This is a genomic window from Natrinema sp. H-ect1 (assembly GCF_041821105.1).
Classification (GTDB): Archaea; Halobacteriota; Halobacteria; order Halobacteriales; family Natrialbaceae; genus Natrinema; species Natrinema thermotolerans.
The window spans coordinates 1-24,000 of record NZ_JBGUBA010000007.1; the positions used below are offsets into that span (position 1 = coordinate 1).

Annotated in this window: 24 protein-coding genes; 13 read left to right on the forward strand and 11 right to left on the reverse strand. The window is 66.8% G+C overall.

Features of this window, described 5'->3' with window-relative positions; all coding sequences use genetic code 11:
• Positions 1 to 127: 127 nt before the first annotated feature.
• Positions 128 to 418 (reverse strand): translation initiation factor eIF-1A, encoded by a 291-nt coding sequence (eif1A, locus tag ACERIM_RS14325; RefSeq protein WP_006183204.1) that lies wholly within the window; start codon positions 416 to 418, stop codon positions 128 to 130.
• 136 nt (positions 419 to 554) lie between these two features.
• On the opposite strand from eif1A, the gene ACERIM_RS14330 reads away from it, so the two are divergent.
• Positions 555 to 734: a hypothetical protein gene (locus tag ACERIM_RS14330; RefSeq protein WP_006648556.1), complete on the forward strand. Its 180-nt coding sequence runs from the start codon at positions 555 to 557 to the stop codon at positions 732 to 734.
• A gap of 59 nt (positions 735 to 793) precedes the next feature.
• Positions 794 to 1,048, forward strand: a complete 255-nt coding sequence (locus ACERIM_RS14335) for a hypothetical protein (protein ID WP_373633227.1) — start codon at positions 794 to 796, stop codon at positions 1,046 to 1,048.
• Between the two features lies 1 nt (position 1,049).
• Here the strand turns inward: ACERIM_RS14335 and ACERIM_RS14340 are convergent, their stop codons facing one another.
• Together ACERIM_RS14340 and rnz are read right to left on the reverse strand one after the other, a co-directional pair.
• A complete protein-coding gene (locus ACERIM_RS14340; RefSeq protein WP_373633228.1) occupies positions 1,050 to 3,026 on the reverse strand; it encodes a DUF460 domain-containing protein in 1,977 nt (658 codons plus the stop codon).
• Between the two features lie 106 nt (positions 3,027 to 3,132).
• On the reverse strand, positions 3,133 to 4,077 hold the full coding sequence (gene rnz / locus ACERIM_RS14345) for a ribonuclease Z (RefSeq protein ID WP_373633229.1): 945 nt from the start codon (positions 4,075 to 4,077) through the stop codon (positions 3,133 to 3,135).
• A 268-nt stretch (positions 4,078 to 4,345) separates the two neighbouring features.
• Here rnz and ACERIM_RS14350 point away from each other — a divergent pair, with 268 nt between their 5' ends.
• Both ACERIM_RS14350 and ACERIM_RS14355 read left to right on the forward strand, forming a co-directional pair.
• Entirely contained in the window at positions 4,346 to 5,464 is a 1,119-nt protein-coding gene (locus tag ACERIM_RS14350) for a CARDB domain-containing protein (RefSeq protein WP_373633230.1), read from the forward strand.
• 63 nt (positions 5,465 to 5,527) lie between these two features.
• Positions 5,528 to 6,532 (forward strand): AAA family ATPase, encoded by a 1,005-nt coding sequence (locus tag ACERIM_RS14355; protein WP_373633231.1) that lies wholly within the window; start codon positions 5,528 to 5,530, stop codon positions 6,530 to 6,532.
• Positions 6,533 to 6,579: 47 nt separating this feature from the next.
• On the opposite strand, the gene ACERIM_RS14360 is transcribed toward ACERIM_RS14355, so the two are convergent.
• The gene (locus tag ACERIM_RS14360) at positions 6,580 to 7,149 is read right to left on the reverse strand and encodes a hypothetical protein (protein WP_373633232.1); all 570 of its coding nucleotides are present in this window, start codon (positions 7,147 to 7,149) and stop codon (positions 6,580 to 6,582) included.
• 89 nt (positions 7,150 to 7,238) lie between these two features.
• Here ACERIM_RS14360 and ACERIM_RS14365 point away from each other — a divergent pair, with 89 nt between their 5' ends.
• On the forward strand, positions 7,239 to 7,676 hold the full coding sequence (locus tag ACERIM_RS14365; protein WP_373633233.1) for an acyl-CoA thioesterase: 438 nt from the start codon (positions 7,239 to 7,241) through the stop codon (positions 7,674 to 7,676).
• A 264-nt stretch (positions 7,677 to 7,940) separates the two neighbouring features.
• Here ACERIM_RS14365 and ACERIM_RS14370 read toward each other — a convergent pair whose 3' ends face one another.
• Positions 7,941 to 9,062, reverse strand: coding sequence for a TIGR01177 family methyltransferase (locus ACERIM_RS14370; RefSeq protein WP_373633234.1), 1,122 nt, complete (start codon positions 9,060 to 9,062; stop codon positions 7,941 to 7,943).
• A 170-nt stretch (positions 9,063 to 9,232) separates the two neighbouring features.
• Here ACERIM_RS14370 and ACERIM_RS14375 point away from each other — a divergent pair, with 170 nt between their 5' ends.
• Positions 9,233 to 9,793 carry a TATA-box-binding protein gene (locus tag ACERIM_RS14375; RefSeq protein WP_004267580.1) on the forward strand — a complete coding sequence of 187 codons (561 nt, stop codon included), beginning with the start codon at positions 9,233 to 9,235 and terminating at the stop codon, positions 9,791 to 9,793.
• A gap of 452 nt (positions 9,794 to 10,245) precedes the next feature.
• The gene (locus ACERIM_RS14380; protein ID WP_006648564.1) at positions 10,246 to 10,665 is read left to right on the forward strand and encodes a hypothetical protein; all 420 of its coding nucleotides are present in this window, start codon (positions 10,246 to 10,248) and stop codon (positions 10,663 to 10,665) included.
• Positions 10,666 to 10,681: 16 nt separating this feature from the next.
• On the opposite strand, the gene hisG is transcribed toward ACERIM_RS14380, so the two are convergent.
• The 3 genes from hisG to ACERIM_RS14395 all read right to left on the reverse strand — a co-directional run bounded on the left by hisG (position 10,682) and on the right by ACERIM_RS14395 (position 12,769).
• Positions 10,682 to 11,539 (reverse strand): ATP phosphoribosyltransferase, encoded by an 858-nt coding sequence (gene hisG, locus ACERIM_RS14385; RefSeq protein ID WP_006648565.1) that lies wholly within the window; start codon positions 11,537 to 11,539, stop codon positions 10,682 to 10,684.
• 212 nt (positions 11,540 to 11,751) lie between these two features.
• Positions 11,752 to 12,390: a hypothetical protein gene (locus ACERIM_RS14390; protein ID WP_006648566.1), complete on the reverse strand. Its 639-nt coding sequence runs from the start codon at positions 12,388 to 12,390 to the stop codon at positions 11,752 to 11,754.
• 10 nt (positions 12,391 to 12,400) lie between these two features.
• Positions 12,401 to 12,769: an SHOCT domain-containing protein gene (locus ACERIM_RS14395; RefSeq protein ID WP_373633235.1), complete on the reverse strand. Its 369-nt coding sequence runs from the start codon at positions 12,767 to 12,769 to the stop codon at positions 12,401 to 12,403.
• A 405-nt stretch (positions 12,770 to 13,174) separates the two neighbouring features.
• On the opposite strand from ACERIM_RS14395, the gene ACERIM_RS14400 reads away from it, so the two are divergent.
• Positions 13,175 to 14,572, forward strand: coding sequence for a permease (locus tag ACERIM_RS14400; RefSeq protein WP_373633236.1), 1,398 nt, complete (start codon positions 13,175 to 13,177; stop codon positions 14,570 to 14,572).
• A gap of 25 nt (positions 14,573 to 14,597) precedes the next feature.
• Here ACERIM_RS14400 and ACERIM_RS14405 read toward each other — a convergent pair whose 3' ends face one another.
• Positions 14,598 to 14,795, reverse strand: coding sequence for a heavy-metal-associated domain-containing protein (locus tag ACERIM_RS14405; protein WP_006183217.1), 198 nt, complete (start codon positions 14,793 to 14,795; stop codon positions 14,598 to 14,600).
• A 126-nt stretch (positions 14,796 to 14,921) separates the two neighbouring features.
• Here ACERIM_RS14405 and ACERIM_RS14410 point away from each other — a divergent pair, with 126 nt between their 5' ends.
• Both ACERIM_RS14410 and ACERIM_RS14415 read left to right on the forward strand, forming a co-directional pair.
• A complete protein-coding gene (locus ACERIM_RS14410) occupies positions 14,922 to 15,512 on the forward strand; it encodes an AsnC family transcriptional regulator (protein ID WP_006183218.1) in 591 nt (196 codons plus the stop codon).
• An 84-nt stretch (positions 15,513 to 15,596) separates the two neighbouring features.
• Positions 15,597 to 18,194: a heavy metal translocating P-type ATPase gene (locus ACERIM_RS14415; protein ID WP_373633237.1), complete on the forward strand. Its 2,598-nt coding sequence runs from the start codon at positions 15,597 to 15,599 to the stop codon at positions 18,192 to 18,194.
• Positions 18,195 to 18,293: 99 nt separating this feature from the next.
• Here the strand turns inward: ACERIM_RS14415 and ACERIM_RS14420 are convergent, their stop codons facing one another.
• Positions 18,294 to 19,265, reverse strand: a complete 972-nt coding sequence (locus tag ACERIM_RS14420) for a DUF4382 domain-containing protein (RefSeq protein WP_373633238.1) — start codon at positions 19,263 to 19,265, stop codon at positions 18,294 to 18,296.
• Between the two features lie 96 nt (positions 19,266 to 19,361).
• Positions 19,362 to 20,039 (reverse strand): stage II sporulation protein M, encoded by a 678-nt coding sequence (locus tag ACERIM_RS14425; protein WP_373633239.1) that lies wholly within the window; start codon positions 20,037 to 20,039, stop codon positions 19,362 to 19,364.
• A gap of 133 nt (positions 20,040 to 20,172) precedes the next feature.
• On the opposite strand from ACERIM_RS14425, the gene ACERIM_RS14430 reads away from it, so the two are divergent.
• The 3 genes from ACERIM_RS14430 (at position 20,173) to ACERIM_RS14440 (ending at position 23,999) form a co-directional block, all read left to right on the forward strand.
• Positions 20,173 to 21,471 carry an amidohydrolase gene (locus ACERIM_RS14430; RefSeq protein ID WP_373633240.1) on the forward strand — a complete coding sequence of 433 codons (1,299 nt, stop codon included), beginning with the start codon at positions 20,173 to 20,175 and terminating at the stop codon, positions 21,469 to 21,471.
• 149 nt (positions 21,472 to 21,620) lie between these two features.
• On the forward strand, positions 21,621 to 22,457 hold the full coding sequence (locus ACERIM_RS14435) for a hypothetical protein (protein ID WP_373633241.1): 837 nt from the start codon (positions 21,621 to 21,623) through the stop codon (positions 22,455 to 22,457).
• Positions 22,458 to 22,709: 252 nt separating this feature from the next.
• Positions 22,710 to 23,999, forward strand: coding sequence for an adenosylhomocysteinase (locus ACERIM_RS14440; protein ID WP_006648574.1), 1,290 nt, complete (start codon positions 22,710 to 22,712; stop codon positions 23,997 to 23,999).
• Position 24,000 lies beyond the last annotated feature (1 nt).

Sequence of the window (24,000 nt, forward strand, 5' to 3'; positions counted from 1 at the left end):
AAGGAGGAGTGTCCTCGTGAGTGAAAACGAACGAGGGCTCGGAAGACGCAAAGCGTCTTCCGGCGCTTTTCATCGAAGTTTTCCCGAGGGTGCGCCGAAGGCGCACCCGCAGAGGAAAAGTTCGGTTCTATTGAATATGGCCTTCGTCGCGAAGCTGGTCGGCTTCGCTTTTCTCGTAGCGCCAGGTGATGTCGGCTTTCTCGTCCTGCCAGTCCCAGGGTTCGACGAGGACGACGTCGTCCTCACGGATCCAGATGCGTTTTTGCATCTTCCCGGGAATCCGCGCGGTGCGTTCGGTGCCGTCGGCACAGCGTACCTTGACTCGATTCGCCCCGAGCATGTTCGTGACGGTCGCGAAGACCTCGTCGTCCTCGGGCATCCGGAGGTTCTTCCGACCGCCCTCGCCGTCGTCGCTCATGGCCCCAGATTGGCGGTCGAGGGGTTTAACCCTTTACTGATTGCGTGGACGGAATCGCTAGCCGTCGCGGTTACGGCCCGATCGCTCGGCCCCCGAAACCACGCCGCTTATTTCGCTTGGCTCTGCAACCCAGCGTATGCTCCGTAATCTCGGCGCGCTCGGTCTCGCCGGTATCGTCCTCTTGCTCGCGGGAATCGGCCTCATCGCGTACGCGAACTGGATCGTCGCCGTCGGGATGGCGCTGGTACTGGCCGGGCTCGGGCTCGTGGTCAAATCCCTGATCTCCGGCATGCTCCAGAATTTCGGCATGTTCTGACGGTCTCGAGCCCGTTCCGTCCCCTGCTGTGTTTTGGTCTCCCTCTCGTCGGTTCCGGTATGGGGCCGTCGCTTCACTACTCCGACCTCGTGTTGCTCGCCATCGCGGCGAGTCTCGGGACCGGTGCCCTCGTGGGGGACGCGACGCCGGTCCCGTCACCGATGGCGATCCTCGCCCTCGGCGTCGTCGCGGTTGCCTTCATCGGACACGCGCTGTTTATCAACGGCCCGGTCGACGATACCGAGGATCTCGGCGTAGAACTCGATCTCGAGGAGGTGCCGCAGGTGCTGTCGCCGACCGAGTCGGCCGACTGACTCACACTTCGTTGTCGCCGGCCCGGTGTTCGCTGATCACCTGATCGACCATCGAGGCCTTGCGCTGTTTCCGTCGTTCGCGGGCCCGGTCGTGCCAGTCGTCGATGACGGCTTCGACGTCGTCCTCGCGGGCGACGGCGAGTTCGTCGACTTCCTGCATCGCCACGTCGTCGGCGGGGCCGACCGGAACCTCGGCCTCGAAGAGGATCTCGTCGGCGATCTCCGAGAGGCCGCCCTCTTTGAGGATCACACGGGGGTCGAACTCCGCCATGAGCTGGGCCGTCGAGCGACCCGCGCCGCTGGCATCCCGGATGTAGACTACGTCGCCGCCGGCGATCCCGTATTGCTCGTCGGCCTCGCGGATCGCACCCTTGGTGAACTTCTCGACGACCTTGACCGGAACCAGCCCCTCCTTCTTCGCCGAGACGTCGCTGAAGTTCGAGTGATCGAGCTTCCAGAGCGCCTTCATTCGCTCGACTTTCTGCTCGAGCGTCTCGACCGTCTCCCGGGCCTCGTCGCGCTCGCGTTCCAGACGGGTGGCCTTTCGCTCCAGTCGGTTCACCTCGCGGTCCTTGCGAACCTGTGTGCGTTCCTCGCGCCGGGCCAGCGAGAGTTCGGACTCGAGTTCGTCGATGCGGTCGTCCCGGTCCTCGAGGCGGCCCTCGAGGGTTTCGACGTGTGATTGCAGCCGTTCGACCTGTCGCTCCAAGTCCTTGATCCGCCGTTCCTCCTCGGTGAGTTCGCGGGGTTCGTGTTCGGTGGTTTCGTCGTCCTCGCCGCCGTTGTCGTCGGTCAGATCCGTCAGGACGGCCTCGACGCTCTCCTCGCCGGCGACGACGCGGGCGGTGACTTTCCCGCGGTCGATCCCCGGCGGCAGCTTGTCGGCGATCCGCTCGAACTGATCCGCGTGGGCGTCGATCGCGTAGAGGGCGGCGGCCATCGCGTCGCGTTGGTGGTCGTTGTCGTAGGGCTGTTCGCGAGTGCGGTGTTGCTTCTCGTCGACCGGGAGGTCGCTGTCGGGCGTCCAGCCGGCGGCGTCGAAGCTCCGGCGGAACTTCTCGACGGTCTCGGGCATCGGCGTCACGTCCGCGGCGACGATGACCGGCCGGCCGCGCTCGACGATCCACTCGATCACGTCGGCGGTGTCGCTGGTCCGTGAACTCCAGACGTCTAACACCTCGCCCTCGAGGGAGACGATGGCGACGGCGGTCGTCGTCCCGGGGTCGATGCCGACGACGACGTGATCGCGCCGTTTCGCGAGCGGGCGGAACTCGATGCCGTCCCGGCGCTCCCGTTCGATCTCGACGCGGACGTCGCCCGAGCGGTTGCGCGAGACGGGGATGTCCTGTGGGCGCGCTTCGACGGTGAACACGGCGTTTGCGAAGCCGCCGTAGGCCTCCCGGACCTCGCGTTCGTAGGCGAGATTCGCGTCCTCGAGTTCGGACTCGACCTCGCGGGCCCGTTTCTTGACGGAGCCGTGGATGCGGCGGGTGTAGCGGTCCTCGCTCCAGCCGCCGCTGCCGGTCGAGCGACCCCGCGAAACCTTCACTTCGGTCGTGTCGGTAAATGCCGACACCTCGTGGCCGACGTTGTGGGCGGCCAGTCGGGCCGCGGCCTCGGCTTCCTGCATGGGGTCTTTCCCGTAGGGGACGCCGTGGCGTTTCGCGACCCGCGAGAGGGGTTCGGGTTGCTCGGCACCCGTCACCTGAACGAGCATGGTGTCGGCGGGCAGCGATCCCAGGAAGTGGATGAGCTGGTCCTTGTCGGCGGCCAGCTCGTACATGTTGTCGGTCGCGACGATCGCCGGCTCCTCGTCGTCGATCAGTCGCCGGAGTTTCCGGTGGGTGACGACGTCACGTGTGACGCCGTCGCCGTCGTAGACGGCCAGTGCGTACGATGGCGCGTCGCCGCGTACGTCACCGCTCTGGATGTCGACACCGAAGACGACTGCATCGAGCGCACTCGTTCGGGTACTCACAGGGGGTCGTAGGGACGAGACGGCTATAAATCCGACGCGGGGTCGCACCTGCTTCGACTGCGGGCCGGCATCGAGCGTGGCACACACTCGACCGGTTCGCCGTCGATCACGTCTCGTCGCCGTCGGGGTACGGAATCTCGAGAGCGTCCCCGTCGTCGGGGACGAACACGGCGTCGGGGTCGCCCGCGAAGACCTCCCGGGCTTGCTCCTCGTGATCGGCGGTGTAGCCGGCGTAGCGCGAGGACAGATGCAGCAGTGCGAGCCGGTCCGCACCCGCCCGGTTCGCGATCTCGGCGGCCTGTCTTGCGGTGGCGTGGGCGGTCTCGGCCGCGCGGTCGGCGCGGTCGTCGGCGAAGGTGGCGTCGTGGATCAGGAGGTCGGGGTCGTCGGCGACCTCGATCGTCGCCTCGGTCGGGCGGGTGTCGCCGGTGTAGACGATCGACCGGCCGGGGCGGGAGTCACCGACGACCTGTTCGGGGTCGACGACGGTGCCGTCCTCGAGTTCGACCGACTCGCCCTCGTGGAGCCGCGAGAACTTCGGGCCGACGGGGACACCGAGTTCCTCGGCGCGCTCGCGATCGAACCGGCCCTTGCGGTCGTCCTCGAGGAGCGCGTAGCCGACCGAGCGGGTGTCGTGATCGGTTCCGAACGCGCGGACCTCGTACTCGTCGGTGCGGTAGGCGACGTCGCCGTCCCCGACTTCGTTGATCCGCACGGGAAACGAGGGGCGGTTTCCGAGCGCGTTGATCAGGCCCTTGATCTGCCCGCGCGTCCCGTGGGGGGTGTGGATCGCCAGCGGCTCCTCGCGGTCGTTGAACGCCATCGTCTGGAGCAGCCCCGGGATCCCGAGGACGTGATCGCCGTGACAGTGCGTGACGAATAGCTGCGAGACGGAAAATCCCGTACCGAAGCGCATCATCTGGCGCTGTGTCCCCTCGCCGGCGTCGAACAGCAGCTCCTCGCCCTCGCGGGCGACGAAGACGCTGCTCGGATTCCGGTCGGTCGTCGGGATCGCCCCGGCCGTCCCCAGAAACGTCACGCGCAGTGGCATCGCCCAAGACTCGGCGGGCCGCGACTAAACCGGCTTCGGATCGCTCGAGGGCGGCGTTCGACACCGCCGTGCGATAGTAGGCGGTGACAAACGCCGTAGCGGGGGCGCGTGCCGGTCGAGTTTCGGGTCGGCGTCCGAACGGACAGCCTCCGTGAACTGTGGTAAGCGGAGACTATTCGGGGAAACCGATTCGAACCGATTCGCCGTCCTGCGAACGGACGACGCGTTTTACCACCGTCGGCCCGAATGGGGGAACGACGACCCCCAGATGAGCCCGCAACTGACGTTCGGCACGGTAAAGCGGATCGGCGCAATCCTGCTCGCGATCGCGATCGTCCTCGCCGCCGGGATCGTGGTCGGGCAGGCCCCCGCCATCTTCGGCGTCGAGGAGGACCCCGAGGCCTCGGTCACGTTCGAGGACCAGCAGGGCAACGGTACCGCGGTCACGATCCGCGAGGTCTCACTCTCCGAGGGCGGCTACGTCGTCGTCACCGACGGCGGCGACGAGCCGCTCGCGGTGTCGAACCGGCTCGAGGCCGGCACTCACGAGGACGTCACCGTCGAACGCGCCGACGACGCGACCCGCGAACTCGTCGGCCAGCTGACGGCGACGGTCCACCGGGATACCTCGGACCAGGAGGGCTACGCCTACGGCGAGACCGACGGCGAGGAGGACCAGCCCTACCTCGAGGCCGGGTTCCCGGTCAGCGACACCGCGACGGTGACGACGAGCGAGGAAGACGCACTGAGCGATTCCTTCGCCGTCGAATCGATCGACGCGCCGGCGTCGGCGACGACCAACGAGACGATCCGGGTGAACGCGACGATCCGCAACCCGACCGAGTTCCAGACCCAACAGCCCGTCGAGGTCCGCATCGACGGCGCGGTCTTCGAACGGCAGATCCTGGAACTCGAGGGTGGCGAGTCCCGAACCGTCACCTTCGAGACCGATACGAGCGGCGCGCCGCCGGGCGAGCGGACGATCGGGATCTACACCGACGCCGACGGTGCGGTCTCGACGATCGACCTCGAGTTCCACACTGAGCCGAGCGTCTCGGTCACCGATGCGAGCAACGGGAGCGTGACGGTGGCCGCCGCCACGCCTGAGGAGGGGTTCGTGGCCGTCGAAGACAACGGGTCGGTGGTCGGTACGAGTGACCAGCTCGAGCCGGGCGAACACGAGAACGTGACGATCGCTCTCTCGGACGACGCGTCGATCGATGAAGACGACGATCTGACGGCCGCCCTCTACGCGGGGAGCCCGGCCGACGCCGACGCGGCGTCGCCGATCGAGTTCGAGGGCGAGCCGGTCGAAACGACGTTCACGATCGCGGACGTGGGAGATGGCGCGGACGACGGCGGCGGAAACGAGTCCGACGGCGGGTAGCGACCCGCCCCGGCCGACGACTAACCGACCGATTCTTACCCGCCTGTCCCCTATCGGCTGGCGATGGACGCGCCGCTGTGGACCGAAACCCACGCCCCGGAGCTGGCCGAGTTGCCACAGGACGACGCTCGCGAGTACTTGGAGCGAGCCGTCGAGGAGCCGATCAACCTCCTCCTGCAGGGCCCGCCCGGGAGCGGGAAGACCGCCGCGGCGCGCGCACTGGCCCGCGAGGCCCACGCGGACCCGGACAACGACTTCGTCGAGATCAACGTCGCCGACTTCTTCGGCCGGACCAAGACCGAGATCAAGAACGATCCGCGATTCGAACACTTCCTCGTCGGGCGCTCGTCGCTGTCCAAACGGGACATGATCAACCACGTCCTCAAGGAGTCCGCGAGCTACGCGCCCGTTTCGGGCGGGTACACCACCATTTTGCTGGACAACGCCGAGGACGTCCGCGAGGACTTCCAGCAGGCCCTGCGCCGGATCATGGAGCAACACCATCGGACGACGCAGTTTATCATCGGGACGCGCCAGCCCACCAAGCTCATCCCGCCGATCCGCTCGCGGTGTTTCCCCGTCTCCTTCCCCGCGCCGACCAGCGAGGCGATCGTCACCGTCCTCGAGCGAATCGTCGAGCGCGAGGGTGTCGACTACGACGACGACGGCCTCGAGTTCGTCGCCGGCTACGCCGACGGCAACCTCCGGCAGGCAATTCTCGCGGCGCAGACGACCGTCGAGGACGCGGGCGAACTCACGATGAGCGCGGCCTACGAGACCATCGGCGAGGTCGGCCTCGAGGACGAGATCGAGTCGATGCTCGACGACGCCGAGGCCGGCGACTTTACCGACGCCCGGTCGACGCTGGATGACCTGCTCGTCGACGAGGGGTTGGACGGCAACGAGGTCCTCGAGAGTATCCTCAGGATCGCTCGCAAGCGATATCAGGGCGAGCAGCTCGCCGAGATCCACCGGCTGGCGGCCGACGTCGACTTCGAGATGCACGAAGGGACCAGCGACCGGCTCCACGTCTCGGGGCTGCTGGCGGAACTGGGTCGGGACGCCTGACTGCCGGCGAGGCGATCCGCCTCGGATCCCCCTGTCCCGAGCCCCGATCAGTCGGTTTCGGTTTCGAGTTCTGCCAGCGAGTCCGGTCTGACCACGTACGCGAGGCCGATCACGAGACAGATTCCACCGGTGACGATCGTCTCGAACGCGCCGCCGATTCCGGTACCGTAGCCGGTCAGCCCGAGTCCGACGATGCCGGCACCCGCGACCGAGACGAGGACGCCGAACGCGCGACTCGAGAGGGAGACGTACCGCGAGAGAACCAACGCGAGCGCGAAGGGGATCGCCGCGGCGAAGGTGATCGCCAACTCGCGGTCCAGCCATTGCCCGTCGGCGGCCGTCAGCAGGGAAAGCACCGTGGCGGTAATCGCCAGACAGCCGAGTAACGCCAGCCCGGCCCGGGCGTTGCGATCGCGCCAGCGGGTCCGCGAGACGTAGCCGTAGCCGAGCCACAGGCAGAGTAGCCCGACACCGCCGAGTCCCCGGACCGCGTCCCGTACCGACCCCGCGTCCACGAGGGTCCGATACGTGAGTCCGACGACGATCACAGCAACGAGCCCGAGACCGAGGAGGCGGGCCCACCGCGGCGGCTCCCGGGCTGGGGTCTCTCGACTCATGGGATTTCCTACGAGTTCGGTGCGAAAAAACGTCTCCTCTCTCACACGTGGGGGTCGTTTTCTTCAGGTCGTCGTGCGAACGTCTCCGTATGCCAACGCTTCTCGAGACCCACATCAAGAATCGCTTTCGCGTCCAGCCCAATCACGCGAACAACAACGACACGCTCCACGGCGGCAACCTGATGAAGTGGCTCGACGAAGTGAGCGCGATGTCGGCGATGCGCTTTGCCGGCGAGACCTGCGTCACCGCCCGCGTGAACGAACTCGACTTCGAGCGCCCGATCCGGATCGGCGATACGGCCCTTGTCGAGGCCTACGTCTACGACGCCGGCCGGACGAGCGTCCACGTCGCACTGCGCGCGTGGCGCGAGGAACCCCGCAGCGGCGAGACCGAGAAGACCACCGAGTCGACGTTTACGTTCGTCGCGATCGACGAGAACGGCGAGACGGTCCCGGTCCCGGACCTCTCTGTCGAGACCGAGAAAGGGGAACGGCTTCGGGATCGCGTCCACGAGATTGAGAACTGAACGGGATCGCTGCGGTGGCGCGCGCCGGGGCGCGGTTCGTCACCGACGAACCGCGACGTAACGCTGCGCGTGGTCGTCGCGAGCGGAACGAGCGACTGCTCGGAAGACGCGAAGCGTCTTCCGTTGGATGAGTGAGCGACCGTCGGGAGCGAACGAATCGGTTGGGGAGGGCGTGGTGACTCCGTGTTGCCACGGTAGCAGCAAACCCGTTTCCCCGTCGTTCTGTATCCGTTAGACGGATTTAGCTACCATAACCGACAGACGTTATGAAGAGTCTCGCTCGAGGACCAGCACGTACCGCGTCAGCGACCGATGCACCCGGCGTTCGAAGGCCGAATCGACCTCCCAGCCCGCGGCCCGTGCCTCGCCGGCCCACGAGCGATCGGCGATCATGACCGCTCGCGGCGCGACCCGGTGGGCTTCCGCGAGCGCGCCCGCGACGAGGTCCTCGAGCCGGTGGGTATCGATCTTCGACTGGCGGCCGTAGGGCGCGTCGAAGACGACGCCGTCGACCGCGTCGTCGGCGAGCGGGAGCCGGGTTCCGTCGCTACGGGCGACGTGCCAGTCCCCGCGTGCGACGCCGGTCGGCGACGGGCGCTCGGGCTCGAGGAAGTGAGTCAGGTTCTCGCGCGCACCCCGGACCATCTTCGCCTGCGCGTCGGTACCGATCACGTCCGCGCCGACGAGGCCGGCCTCGACGAGGCCGCCACCGGTCCCACACATCGGGTCGAGGATCGTCGCTCCCGCTCGAGCGCCCGCGACGTTTGCGACCGCCCGCGCGAGCAGGGGGTCCATGCTGCCGGGCTGGAAGAACGGTTTGTCCGTCGGTGCGCGCGTGCCGAAATCGCGGACGCTCTCGGCCGCGAGCCAGCCAAGCGCACAGACCGAGGCCGGGTCGCCGTCGGTTCCGGCCCCGACACTCGTCTCGTCGCCGGCCGACTCGAGGACGTCACCGCTGCCCGCGAGCGCCCCCTCCGAAAAGACGACCCGCAGGCAGTGATCGGGGTCCTCGAGGTCGACCGAAAACCCCCGGTCGACCAACACCGCGCCCAGCTCGCGTTCGGCCCGTTCGGTACTCACGCCCGTCGAGCCGTGGACGTCCGTCGCGCGCACGGCGACCGACCCCTCGCGGTCGATCGCGGCGGCCTCGAGGATCGCGCGGGCGCTCGCGAGGTCGGCGTCGCCCCGCCCGACCAGTTCGCTCGCGCGGTGGGTGTAGGCGAGGCCGCGGACCCGCTCGGGGACGACCGCGTCGGCGACGGCCAGCCCGGGCGCGATCCTTTCGACGCCGACCGCGGCGCTTTCGGCCTCTCGGGCCGCGAAGGCGTCGTCTTCGCCGCCCAATTCGAGCAGATACACGCCCGATGGTCGCGGCGGCGCGGCCATGAGCCTACCGCTTTCCGCGAACCGGATACTGTGATCGAATACCACGGCCTGAAACCGCAAGCAGCCCGGAATCGGCGTCTCGGCCGCTTCGGCACGGAGGGTATATACCGGATATATCAGGTGGCGGTACCAACCTTTATAAACCTTAAATACGTCTTTTTAAGCGACTAATGACGGATCCGAAGGACACCATCAACATCGAAAACGTGGTGGCGTCGACCGGCATCGGACAGGAACTCGACCTCCAGAGCGTCGCGATGGACCTCGAGGGGGCCGACTACGATCCCGAGCAGTTCCCCGGTCTCGTCTACCGCACCCAGAATCCCAAGTCCGCCGCGCTGATCTTCCGGTCGGGGAAGATCGTCTGTACCGGCGCGAAAAGCACCGACGACGTTCACGAGAGTCTTCGAATCGTCTTCGACAAGCTCCGTGAACTCCAGATCCAGGTCAACGAGGACCCCGAGATCGTCGTCCAGAACATCGTCACCAGCGCCGACCTCGGTCGGAACCTCAACCTGAACGCGATCGCGATCGGGCTGGGGCTGGAGAACATCGAGTACGAGCCCGAGCAGTTCCCCGGGCTCGTCTATCGACTCGACGACCCCGAGGTCGTCGCCCTCTTGTTCGGCTCCGGGAAGCTCGTCATCACTGGCGGCAAGAAGCCCGAGGACGCCGAACACGCCGTCGACAAGATCGTCTCCCGGCTCGAGGACCTCGGCCTGCTCGAGTAACGGCGTCCGTTTTCGTGCCGCGTCACCCGCGGCCGACGCTACCACCTCTTCAGTCGCGGACACGCCGGTCGATGCCGGCGCATCCGACGGCACTGTTTCCTTCCTCTCGTGTGGACTGTTGTCCGTCGTTTTCGGCACAACCGCGATCGTCCTGCGGTCGCGCCGTGAAATCGGTACAACGGTTCCAGCAACAGCGGATCCAGCAGTGACTCGCCGCGAGCAGCGATGGCGGTATCGTCCACCGGTAATCCCGATTTACTCGCCTTCAGTGTCGTCCGTTCCGTTCGGCCCGCATCGCTCGCTTCGATAGTCGCCTGTTCAATCGTCTCTTTCACCGAATTATCGACTGTTCAATTCCCGCCCAGCGTGTCCCACTCGCCTGAATCGAGTCGGACTCGTCGAAACGACCGCTCGCGTTTATCCGGGTCTCCGTCCCTGACTCTCACGTGCCCATGACGATCCACCCAGACCGCTCGACGGTCGTTTCGGACCGGTCGCGGCTCGGCAACGACGGCGGGATCGGTCGCCGACCGCCCTCGCGGGAGACGATCCGTCAGGCCGTCGACAGCGACCGGCGGCGCGAGGTCATCCGCTGTGTCCTCGTCGCCGACGGCCCCGTCCCATTGCGGACGTTGGTCGGCCGACTCGCAGACGCCGAACACGATCCGACCGTCGGGACGACGATCCACCGACTGCGCCAGCGGATCCACACCTCGCTGTGTCGAACCCACCTGCCGCTGCTAGAGGATCACGATATCGTCACCTGGGACCGCACCCGGAGCCTCGTCGGCCCGGCCGCCAACTGCGGAGCGTTCGAATCCGTCCTCGAGATCGACTCGCTCGAGCGGCCGATTTCCGCTCGCTTGGAGTAAGGAGTACCGCCCGCGGCTACTCGACGAGTCGCTCGATCTCCGTGACCAAAATATCGCTTGCGCCGGCCTCCTTGACCGCCGTGATCGTTTCGAAGACGTCGCTCTCGTCGACGACCGCGTGGACGGCCACCTTCTCGCCGTCCTCGTCGTCGGCGATGTCCATGACCGTCGGCCCGCCCAGTCCCGGAATGACGTCACGGACCGCCTCGAGTCGGTCCTGCGGGACGTTCATCATCAGGTAGCGTTTGCCTTCGGCCTGCTTGACGGAGCCCAGGGCGGTCCGGACCTCGTCGACTTTCGGGTCGTCGAGGACGTCCTCGCGACCGAACAGCCGGACCGAACTGGCAAGGACCTCCTCGACGACCGCCAGCCGGTTCATCTTCAGCGTGGTCCCGGTACTCGTGATGTCGACGATGGCGTCGGCCATCTCGACGTGGGGCGTGAGTTCGGTCGCGCCCGACACCTCGACGATGTCGGGGTCGATGCCGGTTTCGGCGAAGAAGTCCGCCGTGATGTTCGGGAACTCGGTCGCGACCGTCTTGCCCGCCAGATCATCGACACCATCGATACCGCCGTCCTCGGGTGCCGCGAGGACGAGCCGGCAGCGCCCGAACTCGAGATCCAGTAGCTCCGAGACGTTGTCAACGCGTGCTTCCTGCACTTGGTCGAAGCCCGTAATGCCCAGATCGGCCGCGCCGTCGGCGACGTACTCCGGGATGTCCGCAGCGCGGGCGAACAGCACCGTCACGTCGGGGTCGACGGTGTCCGCGTAGAGCTTTCGGTCCGCTCCGTTCTCGAGGTGCAGCCCCGCCCGCTCTAAGAGATCGATCGTCGGCTCGTGCAGGCGGCCCTTGTTGGGAACGGCGATTCGCATATGCACGTCCTTGGACGGCGGCGGGGAACTGTCTTTTCATCCGAGCGGTCGCTCGAGGGACCGCGATTCGTGCGTCAGGTAAACGGGCCCATTGAGGGGACGCCGGTACCCTGGCTGCGCGGTATCGGGTCCGATGACGTGGGGGCCGCGCTGGGACGACTTCCCGGCACGGGCTCGGTCGAAACGCTCGAGGAGTAGATCGGCACGGTCCGTCACGATCCCTGCAGCCGTCGATACCCCTCGTAGAGTGCGGGCAGCCCCAGGGGAAGCGACAGCGTTCCGAACCCGACGATGGCGATCGGTGCGAGCCCATGACGTCGAATCGCAAGCGCCGCCGCTCCGAGCCCGAGCAGCGCCACGGCGTAGGCGGCGTTGCTCCAGAGCGGGTCGTAGGACGAACAGTACAGCCAACAGACCAGCGTGTACGACGGCGCGTTCCACGTCGCGGGCTCGAGTTTCGGCCAAAAGAACCGACAGTAGGTCGTCAGGCTGAGCATCGAAAGCGCCGGGAGGCCGACGAGCCACAGCTCGGCCCCGCGTCGGACCCGCGATCCCCACCGCCGGTAGCCGGCCAGAAACAGCGACGGGAAACAACCGACCCACAGCCAGATCCCGACCGTGTAGCTGATCGGCCAGTGTTCGATGCGGGGCTGTTCGATCGGGAGCCGGAGCGACGGCGGCAGCGTCAGCCACGGAAACGACGGGTCGGGGACCGGGTTCGTCACGAGCGCCGCAAGACAGAGCCCCGTCCCGACGACGAGCCCGACGAGTCCGACCGTCGTATACTGCTCGAGCCACCGGGAGACCGCGTGCCGATCGGGGCCGACGACCGCCGTGCTAGTGTCGGGCATCGGTCTCCGCTTACTCGTCCCGCTCGAGCGCGTCTCGGCGCTGTTCGTACTCCTCGTCGCTCAGTTCGCCGCGAGCGTACGCCAGCCGCAGTTCCTCGAGCGCGCGGTCGGTGTCGTCTCCGCCGGCGATCGCCCGGTAGACGAGGTAGCCGCCGCCGACGACGGCGGCGACGAACAGGAGCTGCATCAGGACGGCGACGAGCGGCAGCCAGCCGGGTGTCGTTCCGCCGTCCCACATCCCGTGGCCCCACATGCCGCCCATCATGGGTCCGAATCCCATCATTCCAACCCCCATGAACGCCATTGGCAGTACCACGAGGGCACCGATGGCGATGAGGACGATCGTGGCGAGTCGCGTGTCGCGTGTGTCGGTTGCCATGAGATCTCACCGGCGACGGAACGGTCCGTCTCCGGCTAGGGATACGGGGTTGTGACTCAATGCGGTTCTCCTTTGGAATGCAATGTCTGAAAATGCCCTCACTTCGACTTTCACAGTTCTACCGTCGGCCACTGACGCGATCGAACCGTGATCCCTCGCTGTCACAGTGAGGCGGTTCCCGTCCCATCGGGAGTTCGACGCGAGACGGCCACGAGGAGACGGTGCTTGTAACCCGGAGATCACCGTGTAGTCTTCCTGCACCGGTTTCTGGTGCTTCTGGGCGGTCGGTCCGTACCACTACGGCGTGTGGTTCGCCGACCGCTTTCGACCCCGTCGTTCCGGACGGGCGATGACATCGGTTTCCCAAGGGAAATCGCAATAGTCGATTCCCACGACCACCTACACATGGACGTATCACTCGTCGAGGGAGTCCTCGAGTCGCTCCGGATCGGCGTCGGATTCCTCTGGACGGCAGCGTGGGCGATCATCATGGGACTGACGATCACCAGCCTCGTGCAGGTCTACGTCTCGAAAGAGCGGATGGCGGGCGTTCTCGGGGAGAGCGACCTCTCGAGTCTCGCGACGGCGACGGTGTTCGGCGCGGCCAGCAGCGGCTGTAGTTTCGGTGCCGTCGCCATCGGGAAGGGGCTGTTCGCGAAGGGCGCGCACGCGGTGAACGTCCTCGCGTTCATGTTCGCCTCGACGAATCTCATCGTCGAACTCGGCCTGATGATCCTGCTCCTGCTCGGCTGGGAGTTCCTCGTCGCGGAACTGCTCGGCGGTCTCGTCCTCATCGCGGTCATGGCAGTCATCGTCCGGCTGACGCTCCCGGAGCCGCTGTTCGACGAGGTCCGTGCGGAACTCGAGCGCGAGGACCGCGAGAGCGGCGGAATGACGGACCCGACCTGCGGCATGGAGGGGTCGGACGAACACGCCATCGTGACCGACGGCGGTGAGACGCTCCGATTCTGCTCCGAGGGCTGTCTCGAGACCTATCGGCAACAGACCGCCAGCAACGGCGCGTGGACCGACGAACTCCGGTCGTGGGGCGGCTGGTACAAGATCGCGAACCAGTACCGGAAGGAGTGGTCGATGCTCTGGACGGACGTCGTCGCGGGGTTTCTCGTCTCGGGCTTCGTCATCGTGTTCGTCCCCCAGTCGGTCTGGAACGCGCTGTTTCTCGGGGGCGACGGCCTGCTCGTGACCGCCGAGAACGCAGTGATGGGCGTCGTGATCGCCGTCATCAGCTTCGTCGGGAGCATGGGCAACGTCCCGTTCGCGGTCGCCCTCTGGGGTGGCGGGATCAGCTTCGCCGGCGTCATCGCGTTCGTCTACGCCGACCTCATCACGGTGCCGGTGTTGAACGTCTACCGGAAGTACTACGGCTGGTCCGTCATGCTGTACATCCTCGGCGTCTTCTTCGTGACGATGGCGTTTACCGGCTTTCTCATGGAACTGCTGTTCGACGCGCTCGGCATCGTCCCGAACCTGGCCGGCGGCGAGACGGCGACCGAGCAGCGGTACTTCGAACTGAACTATACCTTCTATCTCAACCTCGTCGCCTTCGCCGTCTCCGGGTTCCTCCTGTTCGTGTACCGTCGCGGGCTCGGTGCCCCCGGGCAGTACCGCGACCCGGTCTGTGGGATGCGAACCGACGACGACGGCCCGAGCGCGACACACGACGGCGAGACCTACTACTTCTGTTCGACCACCTGCAAGCGGGCGTTCGAGGACGCGCCGGCCGACTTCGCGGCGCACCCGCCGCGGGTGTCGGACGACGGGTCGTCGCACGACCACCACTGACGCCGTCAGTCGTTGAAAAAACGGGTTAGGCCGACGCGTCGTAGCCGGCCTCGTCGACCGCACTGACGAGCGCTTGCGGGTCCGCATCCCCCTCGACGGTGGCCTGTTCGGTCTCCCGGTCGACGGCTACCGATTCGACGCCGTCGACGCCCTCGAGGGCGTCCTCGACGGTCTGTTCGCAGTGTTCACACGACATTCCTTCGACGGTGATCGTCTGACTCATACGAGAACGTAGGGACGCCGCTTCTTTGTGTGTTACTGCTTTCGATGCTAACGCTCGGATGGATCTGACTTCGACTTCGAAAACTATCGCCGCCACTCTCTTTGGCAGTCGGATCGAACGACGGGTATGCGCGACCTCGACGAGACCGACATGGAAATCCTGCGACTGCTGGGCGAGAACGCCCGGCGGCCGTTCAGCGAGATCGCCGACGAAGTCGACCTCTCCGGGCCCGCCGTCTCCGACCGCGTCGACCGCCTCGAGGAGGCCGGGATCATCAACCGGTTTACGATCGACGTAGACCAGTCACAGCTCCGGGCGGGGGTGCCGGTGTTCGTGCAGGTCACGGCCCCGCCGGGCACAGTCGAGGACTGCCGAACGGCGGCCGCCGAGGCCGACGCCGTCGAACACGTGTTCGTCACCGCCGACGGCGGGGTCTGGTTCTACGCCCGCGCACAGGTCCAGCGGGTCCGCGAGTGGCTCGAGGGACTGCTCCCCGACGCTGCGGGCATCGCCTACGACGTGACGCTGATGGACGACGCCGAGTGGACGCCGTCGCTCGATGGGACGCAGTTCGCCTTGACCTGCGCGGAGTGTGGCAACACCGTCGACAGCGAAGGGGAATCGAGCCGGATCGACGGCGACGTCTATCACTTCTGCTGTTCGTCCTGTCAGGGTCGGTTCGAGGACCGCTACGACCGGCTCGAGGAGGGTGCCTGACTTTCGACTCGAAAGTAAATACCTCGCTGTCCTTTGGATTCTGGTCAGTAAAGGGGGTAAGACGGGATCCCCTACTAGCTGGTAATGAGTACTGAGACCACACACTTGGACATCCGGGGCATGAGCTGTGCGAACTGCTCACAGACTATCAGTGACGCCCTGGAATCCCGTGACGGCGTGGCGCAAGCGACCGTCAACTTCGCGACCGACGACGGCACTGTCGAATACGATCCCGAGACGATCACGCTGGCCGAGATCTACGAGACGATCGACGAGGCCGGCTACGAGGCCGACCGTGCGAGCCGCTCGATCGGGATCACCGACATGAGCTGTGCGAACTGCGCTGAGACCAACGAGACGGCTCTCGAGTCCGTGCCCGGCGTCATCGACGCGGAGGTCAACTACGCGACCGACGAGGCGACCGTCACGTACAACCCGGCCGATGTCTCGCTTGAGGCCCTCTACGAGGCCGTCGAGGACGCCGGCTACACGCCCGTTCGAGACGGGGACGGGGGCGACGAAGCGTCCGATCAGGACCGCCGTGACGCGGCCCGTCAGGCGGAAATCCGCAAACAGCTCCGGCTGACGATCCTCGGCGCGGTGCTGTCGGCCCCGTTCCTGTTCTTCCTCGCCGACAAGTTCCTGCTCGGCGGGACGTACGTTCCCGAGACGGTCTTCGGGGTCTCCTTCGGCTGGGTCGAGTTCCTGCTCGCGACGCCGGTCTACGTCCTGCTGGGGCGGGAGTTCCTCGTCAATTCCTACACGGCGCTGGTACGCAACCGGACCGCCAACATGGACGTGTTGATCGCGCTGGGCTCGTCGACGGCGTATATTTACAGTCTCGTGGTCCTGCTCGACCTGCTCGCGGGCAATCTCTACTTCGACACCGCCGCGATGATCCTCGTGTTCATCACGCTGGGCAACTACCTCGAGGCCCGTTCGAAGGGCCAGGCCGGCGAGGCCCTGCGGAAGCTCCTCGAGATGGAAGCCGAGACGGCCACGCTGGTCGACGACGGGGGGACCGAGGAGGAAGTGCCGCTCGAGGACGTCGCGGTCGGCGACCGGATGAAGGTCCGGCCCGGCGAGAAGGTGCCGACCGACGGCGTCGTCGTGGACGGGCAGTCGGCGGTCGACGAGTCGATGGTCACCGGCGAGTCCGTCCCGGTGGAAAAGGGCGAGGGCGACGAGGTAATCGGCTCGACGATCAACGAGAACGGCGTGTTAGTCGTCGAGGCGACCAAGGTCGGCTCGGACACGGCCCTCCAGGGGATCGTCCAGACGGTCAAGGAGGCCCAATCCCGGCAGCCGGAGATTCAGAACCTCGCGGACCGGATCTCGGCGTACTTCGTCCCCGCGGTCATCCTGAACGCGATGTTTTGGGGCCTGGTCTGGTTCCTCTTTCCCGAGGCGCTGGCCGGCGTCGTCGGGTCGCTGCCGCTGTGGGGGCTGGTCGGTGGCGGTCCGGCGACCCTCTCGGCGTTCGAGTTCGCGATCGTCGTCTTCGCTTCTTCCGTGTTGATCGCCTGTCCCTGCGCGCTCGGGCTGGCGACCCCCGCCGCGACGATGGTCGGCTCCACGTTGGGTGCCCAAAACGGCGTCCTGTTCAAGGGTGGTGACATCCTGGAGCGCGCCCGCGACGTCGACACCGTCGTCTTCGACAAGACCGGGACGCTGACCACCGGCGAGATGACGCTGACCGACGTGGTCGCACTCGAGGGTGAGGCGACTGCAGCGGACGGCGGCGAGACGGCGGCCGACGGCGGGGCGGTAGTGACCCGCGACTCGCTCGACGAGGACGCCGTCCTCCGTCTGGCCGCCAGCGCCGAGCGCAACAGCGAACACCCGCTCGCGCAGGCCATCGTCGAGGGCGCTGAAGAGCGGGGCCTCGAGCTAGCCGACCCCGAGGAGTTCGAGAACGTCCCCGGACAGGGCGTCCGGACGACCGTCGAGGGCCGCGAGGTGCTGGTCGGCAACCGGCGGCTGCTCGAGGGCGCGGGCGTCGATCCCGCGCCGGCTGCCGACGAGATGGAGCGGTTAGAGCGCGAGGGCAAGACGGCGATGCTGGTCGCGGTCGACGGCGCGGTCGCGGGCGTGGTCGCGGACGCCGACACCGTCAAGGACAGTTCCGCGGACGCGGTCGCGGCCCTGCGCGAGCGCGGCCTCGACGTCATGCTGATCACCGGCGACAACGAGCGGACGGCCCGCGCCGTCGCCGAGCGCGTGGGGATCGACCCCGACAACGTCCGCGCGGGGGTCCTCCCCGAGGACAAGGCCGACGCCCTCGAGGACATCCAGTCGACGGGTCGCAAGGCGATGATGGTCGGCGACGGGGTCAACGACGCGCCCGCGCTGGCGGTCGCCCACGTCGGCTGTGCCATCGGCTCCGGGACTGACGTGGCCATCGAGGCCGCCGATGTGACCCTGATGCGCGACGACCCGCTCGACGTGGTGAAGGCGATCCGGATCTCCGAGGCCACGCTGGCGAAGATCAAGCAAAACCTCGTCTGGGCGCTGGGGTACAACACCGCGATGATCCCGCTTGCCTCGCTCGGACTGCTCCAGCCCGTCCTCGCGGCCGGCGCGATGGCGCTGTCGTCGGTGTCGGTCCTCTCGAACAGCCTGCTGTTCCGCCGGTACACGCCGGATCGGGACTACGAACTGCTCGGCCGACTCCGGCGCTGATCGGCGCTCGAGCGGCCGTCGATCCGGTTTAGAAGGAGTCAGCCGCGTCGCACCCCGAGCGTGCCGTACTCGAGGAGTCAGTACGGTGCGGTCGACCGATCAGTCGTCGGCGTTCGCTTCGGGCGCACCGTTTCCGTTCCCGCCGTTTCCACCGCCGTTGCCGCGTTTCTCCTCGTCTTCTTTCTTGTCGTCCTTGTCGATATCACGGATCTCGACGTCGTCGCCGGTGCCGCTCTGGCTGATCACCGGCTTGAGGATGTACTTCCCGCTCCCGCCCGCTTTGTGGGGCGCGATGTCGTAGACGAAGTCGACCGATTCGTTGTTGCCGATGGTGAACTTCTTGTTCAGCTGAAGTTTGTTGCTGGGGAGTTTCACTCGCGTCGTACTCCCGTCGGTCAGGACGCCGTTGGTGTCGCTGACGTAGATGAAGACCTTCTCGTAGTCGCCGGCGGGGAGTTCGAACTCGTCGATCATGGACGCGTTCGCGCCCTTCAGCTCGGTGAGATCGACCGTCCGTTCGTCGACGTCGTACTCGACCCAGTCGTCGCCGCCGTCTTTTTCGTCACCATCGCCCTCCTCCTCTTTTTGGTCACCGTCTTTCTCGCTGTCGCCTTCCTCCTCTTTTTCGTCGCCGTCTTTCTCGTCGTCCTCTCCGTCCCCGTCGCCTTCCCCGTCGTCTTCCGTCTGCTCCTCCCAGTCGGCGTCAGTCTCGTTGGCCGCGCCGTCGTCGTCGCTTTCGCTTTCTTCACCGCCAGTTTCGTCGTCCGTCTCGTTCCCGTCGTCCGTTTCGTCACCGCTCTCGTTTCCGTCGTCCGCGTCGGACGACCCGCCGGCCTTCTTGAAGCCGACCTTCGTGATCGTCACGTTGAGGTGTTCGAAGTCGTCGATCACGTTCGGTTCGTCGCTGACGTAGAAGGCGGCCGTCCCCATGCCGCCGTCGCTCGAGTCGTCCGCGCTCGAGGGATCGTCGCCCGCCGAGTCGGTCGCCGGTTGTCCGCCCATGCCGCCGGCACAGCCGGCGACGGCCACGAGGGCCGCGACGACTACCAGTTGGATCGTGCGTCTGTCCATAGCCACTGACAGTCAGTGTGCCTGTAAAAAGGGGCGCGACGATTGGCTCCGTTCAGGACCGTTTATCCCGGCTGAACTGGCCGAAACCGTCGGGTCCTACGGTGTCCCCGTCCCCCCGAATCGCTCGGCGAACAGCGCCTCGAGCAGGGCGGGCGTGACGAATGCCTCGACGAACGCGGCGACGACCAGCAGGAGCCAGCCGGCGAGGACGAGGAGGCCGGTCCGGTAGAGGTACCGCTTCGTGAGGATCGCGTCGCGGCTGCCCCGAAGCCGTTGTCCGACCCGGTATAGCAACCGGAAGCCGACGCCGGCGGCGATAAACAGGGCGGGCAGTTCGAAGATCCCGTGGGGGAGCAGGCCGACGAGGATGAAGCCCGGCCCCACGTCGGCGGCGATGGCGGCACCGACGTTGCCGACGATGATCCCGTTAAACACCATCGCCCACGCGGTCAGGAGCCCCAGCGATAGCGCGCCGACGATCGAGAGCAGGAACGCCCGGCTGTTGTTCACGAGCAGGAACCGCGCCAGTTCGAGCCCGGAGAAGTCGGCGATCTCCTCTGGGAAGAGACCCTCGCCGAGCAGGTCGGCGATGATCTCGAGGAGGTTGTGGCCGGCCGCCAGCAGGAGGACGCCGACGACGACGCCGATAGCGAACAGGCCGGCCGCGAAGCCGACGAACCGACTGTGTTCGTCCCAGGCGTCGGCCAGTGCCGCTCTCGGCGGGTAGCCGGCGACGAACGCGCTGACTCCGTTCCGTCGGGGTGGGTCGTCCATACCGGATGTTCCGTCACCGAACTGTTAAACCCGCCGACTGGTCCGGTCGGGCTCGAGCCGTCGATCCTCGCCGAAACCGAACTCGGTACGCCAGATCGACAGTATAAGGCCACCCGGCGAGAACCCTCGAGCAATGACGACGCTTGCGATCACCGGCGGGCGGGTCCTCCGACCCGATCTGACGGTGACGACCGCGGACGTACTGATCGATGGGGATGCCGGCGAGGTTCTCGAGGTCGGTCCCGACCTCGGCGGCGCGGCCGACGAGACCCTCGACGCCGACGGATCGCTAGTCACCCCGGGGTTCGTCAATGGCCACTGCCACGTCGCGATGACGCTGCTGCGGGGGTATGCCGACGACAAACCGCTGGATGCCTGGCTCCAAGAGGACATCTGGCCGGCCGAGGCCGAACTGAACGCCGAGACCGTCCGCGCGGGGACCGAACTCGGCGTTCTCGAGATGATCAAATCCGGCGTCACCGCCTTCGCGGACATGTACTTCTTCGTACCGACGATCGCCGAGACGGTCGCCGACGCCGGCCTGCGGGCCCGACTCGGCCACGGCGTGATCTCGGTGGGCAAGGACGACGAGGCGGCCCGCGAGGACGCCCGCGAGGGGCTCGCGGTCGCCGAGGAGATCGACGGACTGGCCGACGGCCGGATCTCGTCGGCCTTTATGCCCCACTCGCTGACGACCGTCGACGGCGAGTACCTGTCGGAGTTCGTGCCACAGGCCCGCGACCTCGACGTTCCGATCCACTACCACGCCAACGAGACCGCCGAGGAGGTCGCGCCGATCGTCGACGAACACGGCGAGCGCCCCCTCGAGTACGCCGCGGAACGGGGGATGCTCGAGTCCGAGGACTTCATCGCCCACGGCGTCCACGTCGACGAGCGTGAGATCGAACTGCTGGCCGAGGCCGGGACCGGCGTGATCCACTGTCCGGCCTCGAACATGAAACTCGCCAGCGGGATGGCACCCGTCCAGCGGCTGCGCGAGGCCGGCGTCACCGTCGGGCTCGGCACCGACGGCGCGGCCTCGAACAACGACCTCTCGATGCTCGACGAGGCACGTGACGCTGCCATGCTAGGCAAGCTCGCGGCCGACGACGCGAGCGCGGTGCCCGCCGAGGCGGTCGTCGAGATGATGACTCGAGGGAGCGCCGACGCGATCGGCCTCGAGTCGGGCCGGCTCGAGGCGGGCGCGCCGGCCGACCTCGCGGTGATCGACCTCGAGACGCCACATCTGACGCCGCGTCACGACCTCGTGAGCCACCTCGCGTACGCGGCCGCAGCGGCCGACGTGCGCCACACCGTCTGTGACGGCCGGGTACTCATGCGCGACCACGAGGTCCTGACCCTCGACGAGGCGGCGGTCCGGGACCGAGCGCTCGAGTCCGCCGAGTCGTTGGTGGCTCGCGCCAGCGAGTGAACCAGTGAGACACCCCACCGACTCACTCGAGATAAACGCTCAAAACGCTCCATAAACGCTTAAACCTCGTTTGGATCCGTTTTAACACGAAGCAAACGCCGAGAACTGCCGGCGGGGTTTATCTAATAAACCGGGAAAGTCAGGAGCGGATGAAGAACAAACTGCTCACGATGACGCTGGTCGCCGTTATGGTCACGTCCGTGTTCGCCTCGGCGGGCGCGGCCGCGGCCACCGTCGACGGTGACCTCGACGTGTCCGTCGACGACGGCGAGGACGTCGTCGTCGGCGTCACGGCAAACGACACTGCGGTCGCGAACGCGACCGTCGACGTATCGACAACTGACGAGAACGCGACCTACGAGGGGACCGGGACGTACACGACGGACAACGACGGGACGGTCGAACTTCCCGACCCCGTCGAAAACGTCACCGTCTCGGTGACCGCGACGGCCGACAATCGGACGGCCTCGACCACGGCGACGCTGACCGCAGCGAGCAACGAGACGCTGGACGGCAACGAGACGCTGGACGGCAACGAGACCGTGGATGGGAACGAGACCGACAACGAGTCGGCCAACGAGACGAGCTTCGGTTCGCTCGTCTCCGATTTCGTTGAGACCCAGCAAAACGAGTCCAACGAGTCGACCGGTATCGCCGTCGCGAACTTCGTCGTCGCCAACAACCCCGGCAACGCGCCGAGCCACGCCGGTCCGCCGAGCCACGCCGGCCCGCCGGACGCGGATGACGACGACGAGGACGACGAGGATGAAGACGATGACGACAAACGCGGTCCGCCGGAACACGCCGGCCCGCCGGCTGACGGCGACGACGAGGACGAAGGCGACGACGAGCAGGTCAACGACGATGACGACGAACAAGGTACGCCGGAACACGCCGGTCCACCGGCTGACGGCGGCGACGATTCGGACGAGACGGACGACGATTCGGACGAGACGGACGACGAGACCGCTGACAGCGAACAGTAGCGCCCTCGAAACCGATACCTGACGTCGGACGACGATCGAGCGGGTCGGCGTCGCCGGCGTCGGGCCCCGGTCGCGGCCGTCTCCGGATCGCCGCGATCGTGCGGGCACGTAGTGCGGCCGATCCACCCACCACTTTCGTTACGCCTTTTTCACAGTCGCCGAGTCGGTACGCGGCCGCCTCGAGTCCCGGAAACCGTTCGGAGCCGAACCGGGTTCGGTAGCGTTTTGGCCACGGTCCCACTCTGTCGAGCCATGACCGACACCGAGTATCCCCCGATCAGCGAGCAACTCGACGACCTCGAGTCCGCTCGCGAGGAGGGCCGTCGGAAGATGGACTGGGCCGCCCAACACATGCCGATCTGCGAGTCCGTCCGCGAGGAGTTCGTCGCCGACCAGCCCTTCGCGGGCGAGCGTATCGGGATGGCGATGCACGTCGAGGCCAAGACGGCGATCCTCGTCGAGACGCTCGCGGAGGGCGGCGCGGAGGTCGCCGTCACGGGCTGTAATCCGCTCTCGACCCACGACGACGTCTCGGCGGCGCTCGACACCCACGAGAACATCACCAGCTACGCCAAACGCGGCGTCGACGACGACGAGTATTACGCCGCGATCGAGGCCGTCATCGCCCACGAGCCGACGATCACGGTCGACGACGGGATGGACCTCGTGGCCGCGATCCACGAGGACTACCCCGAACTGATCGACGGCATCGTCGGCGGCGCGGAGGAGACCACCACCGGCGTCCACCGCCTGCGCGCGATGGACGACGACGGGGCCCTGGAGTACCCCGTCTTCGCCGTCAACGACACGCCGATGAAGCGGCTCTTCGACAACGTCCACGGCACCGGCGAGTCCTCGCTGGCCTCGATCGCCATGACCACGAACCTCTCGTGGGCCGGCAAGAACGTCGTCGTCGCCGGCTACGGCTACTGCGGGAAAGGCGTCGCCCAGAAGGCCGCCGGCCAGAACGCCAACGTCATCGTCACCGAGGTCGAGCCCCGGCGCGCGCTCGAGGCCCACATGGAGGGCTACGAGGTCATGCCGATGGCCGAAGCGGCCGAAGTCGGCGACGTCTTCCTAACGACGACGGGTAACCGCGACGTCATCGTCGAGGACCACTTCGAGAAGATGCAGGACGGCGTCTTGCTCGCGAACGCGGGCCACTTCGACATCGAAATCGACCTCGAGGCCTTGGACGATCTCGCGGTCGAGCGCTACGAGGCCCGCGACGGCGTCGAGGCCTACGAGATGGACGACGGCCGCAAACTGAACGTCATCGCCGAGGGACGACTCGTGAACCTCGCCGCGCCCGTCTCGCTGGGCCATCCCGTCGAGGTCATGGACCAGTCGTTCGGGATTCAGGCCGTCTGTGTCCGAGAAATGCTCGAAAACGGTGACGCATACGACGCTGGGGTCCACGATGTCCCCGACGAACTCGACAAGGAGATCGCCGAGATCAAACTCGAGGCCGAGGGCGTCGACTTCGACTCGCTGACCGACACCCAACACGAGTATATGGACAGCTGGGACCACGGGACATAGC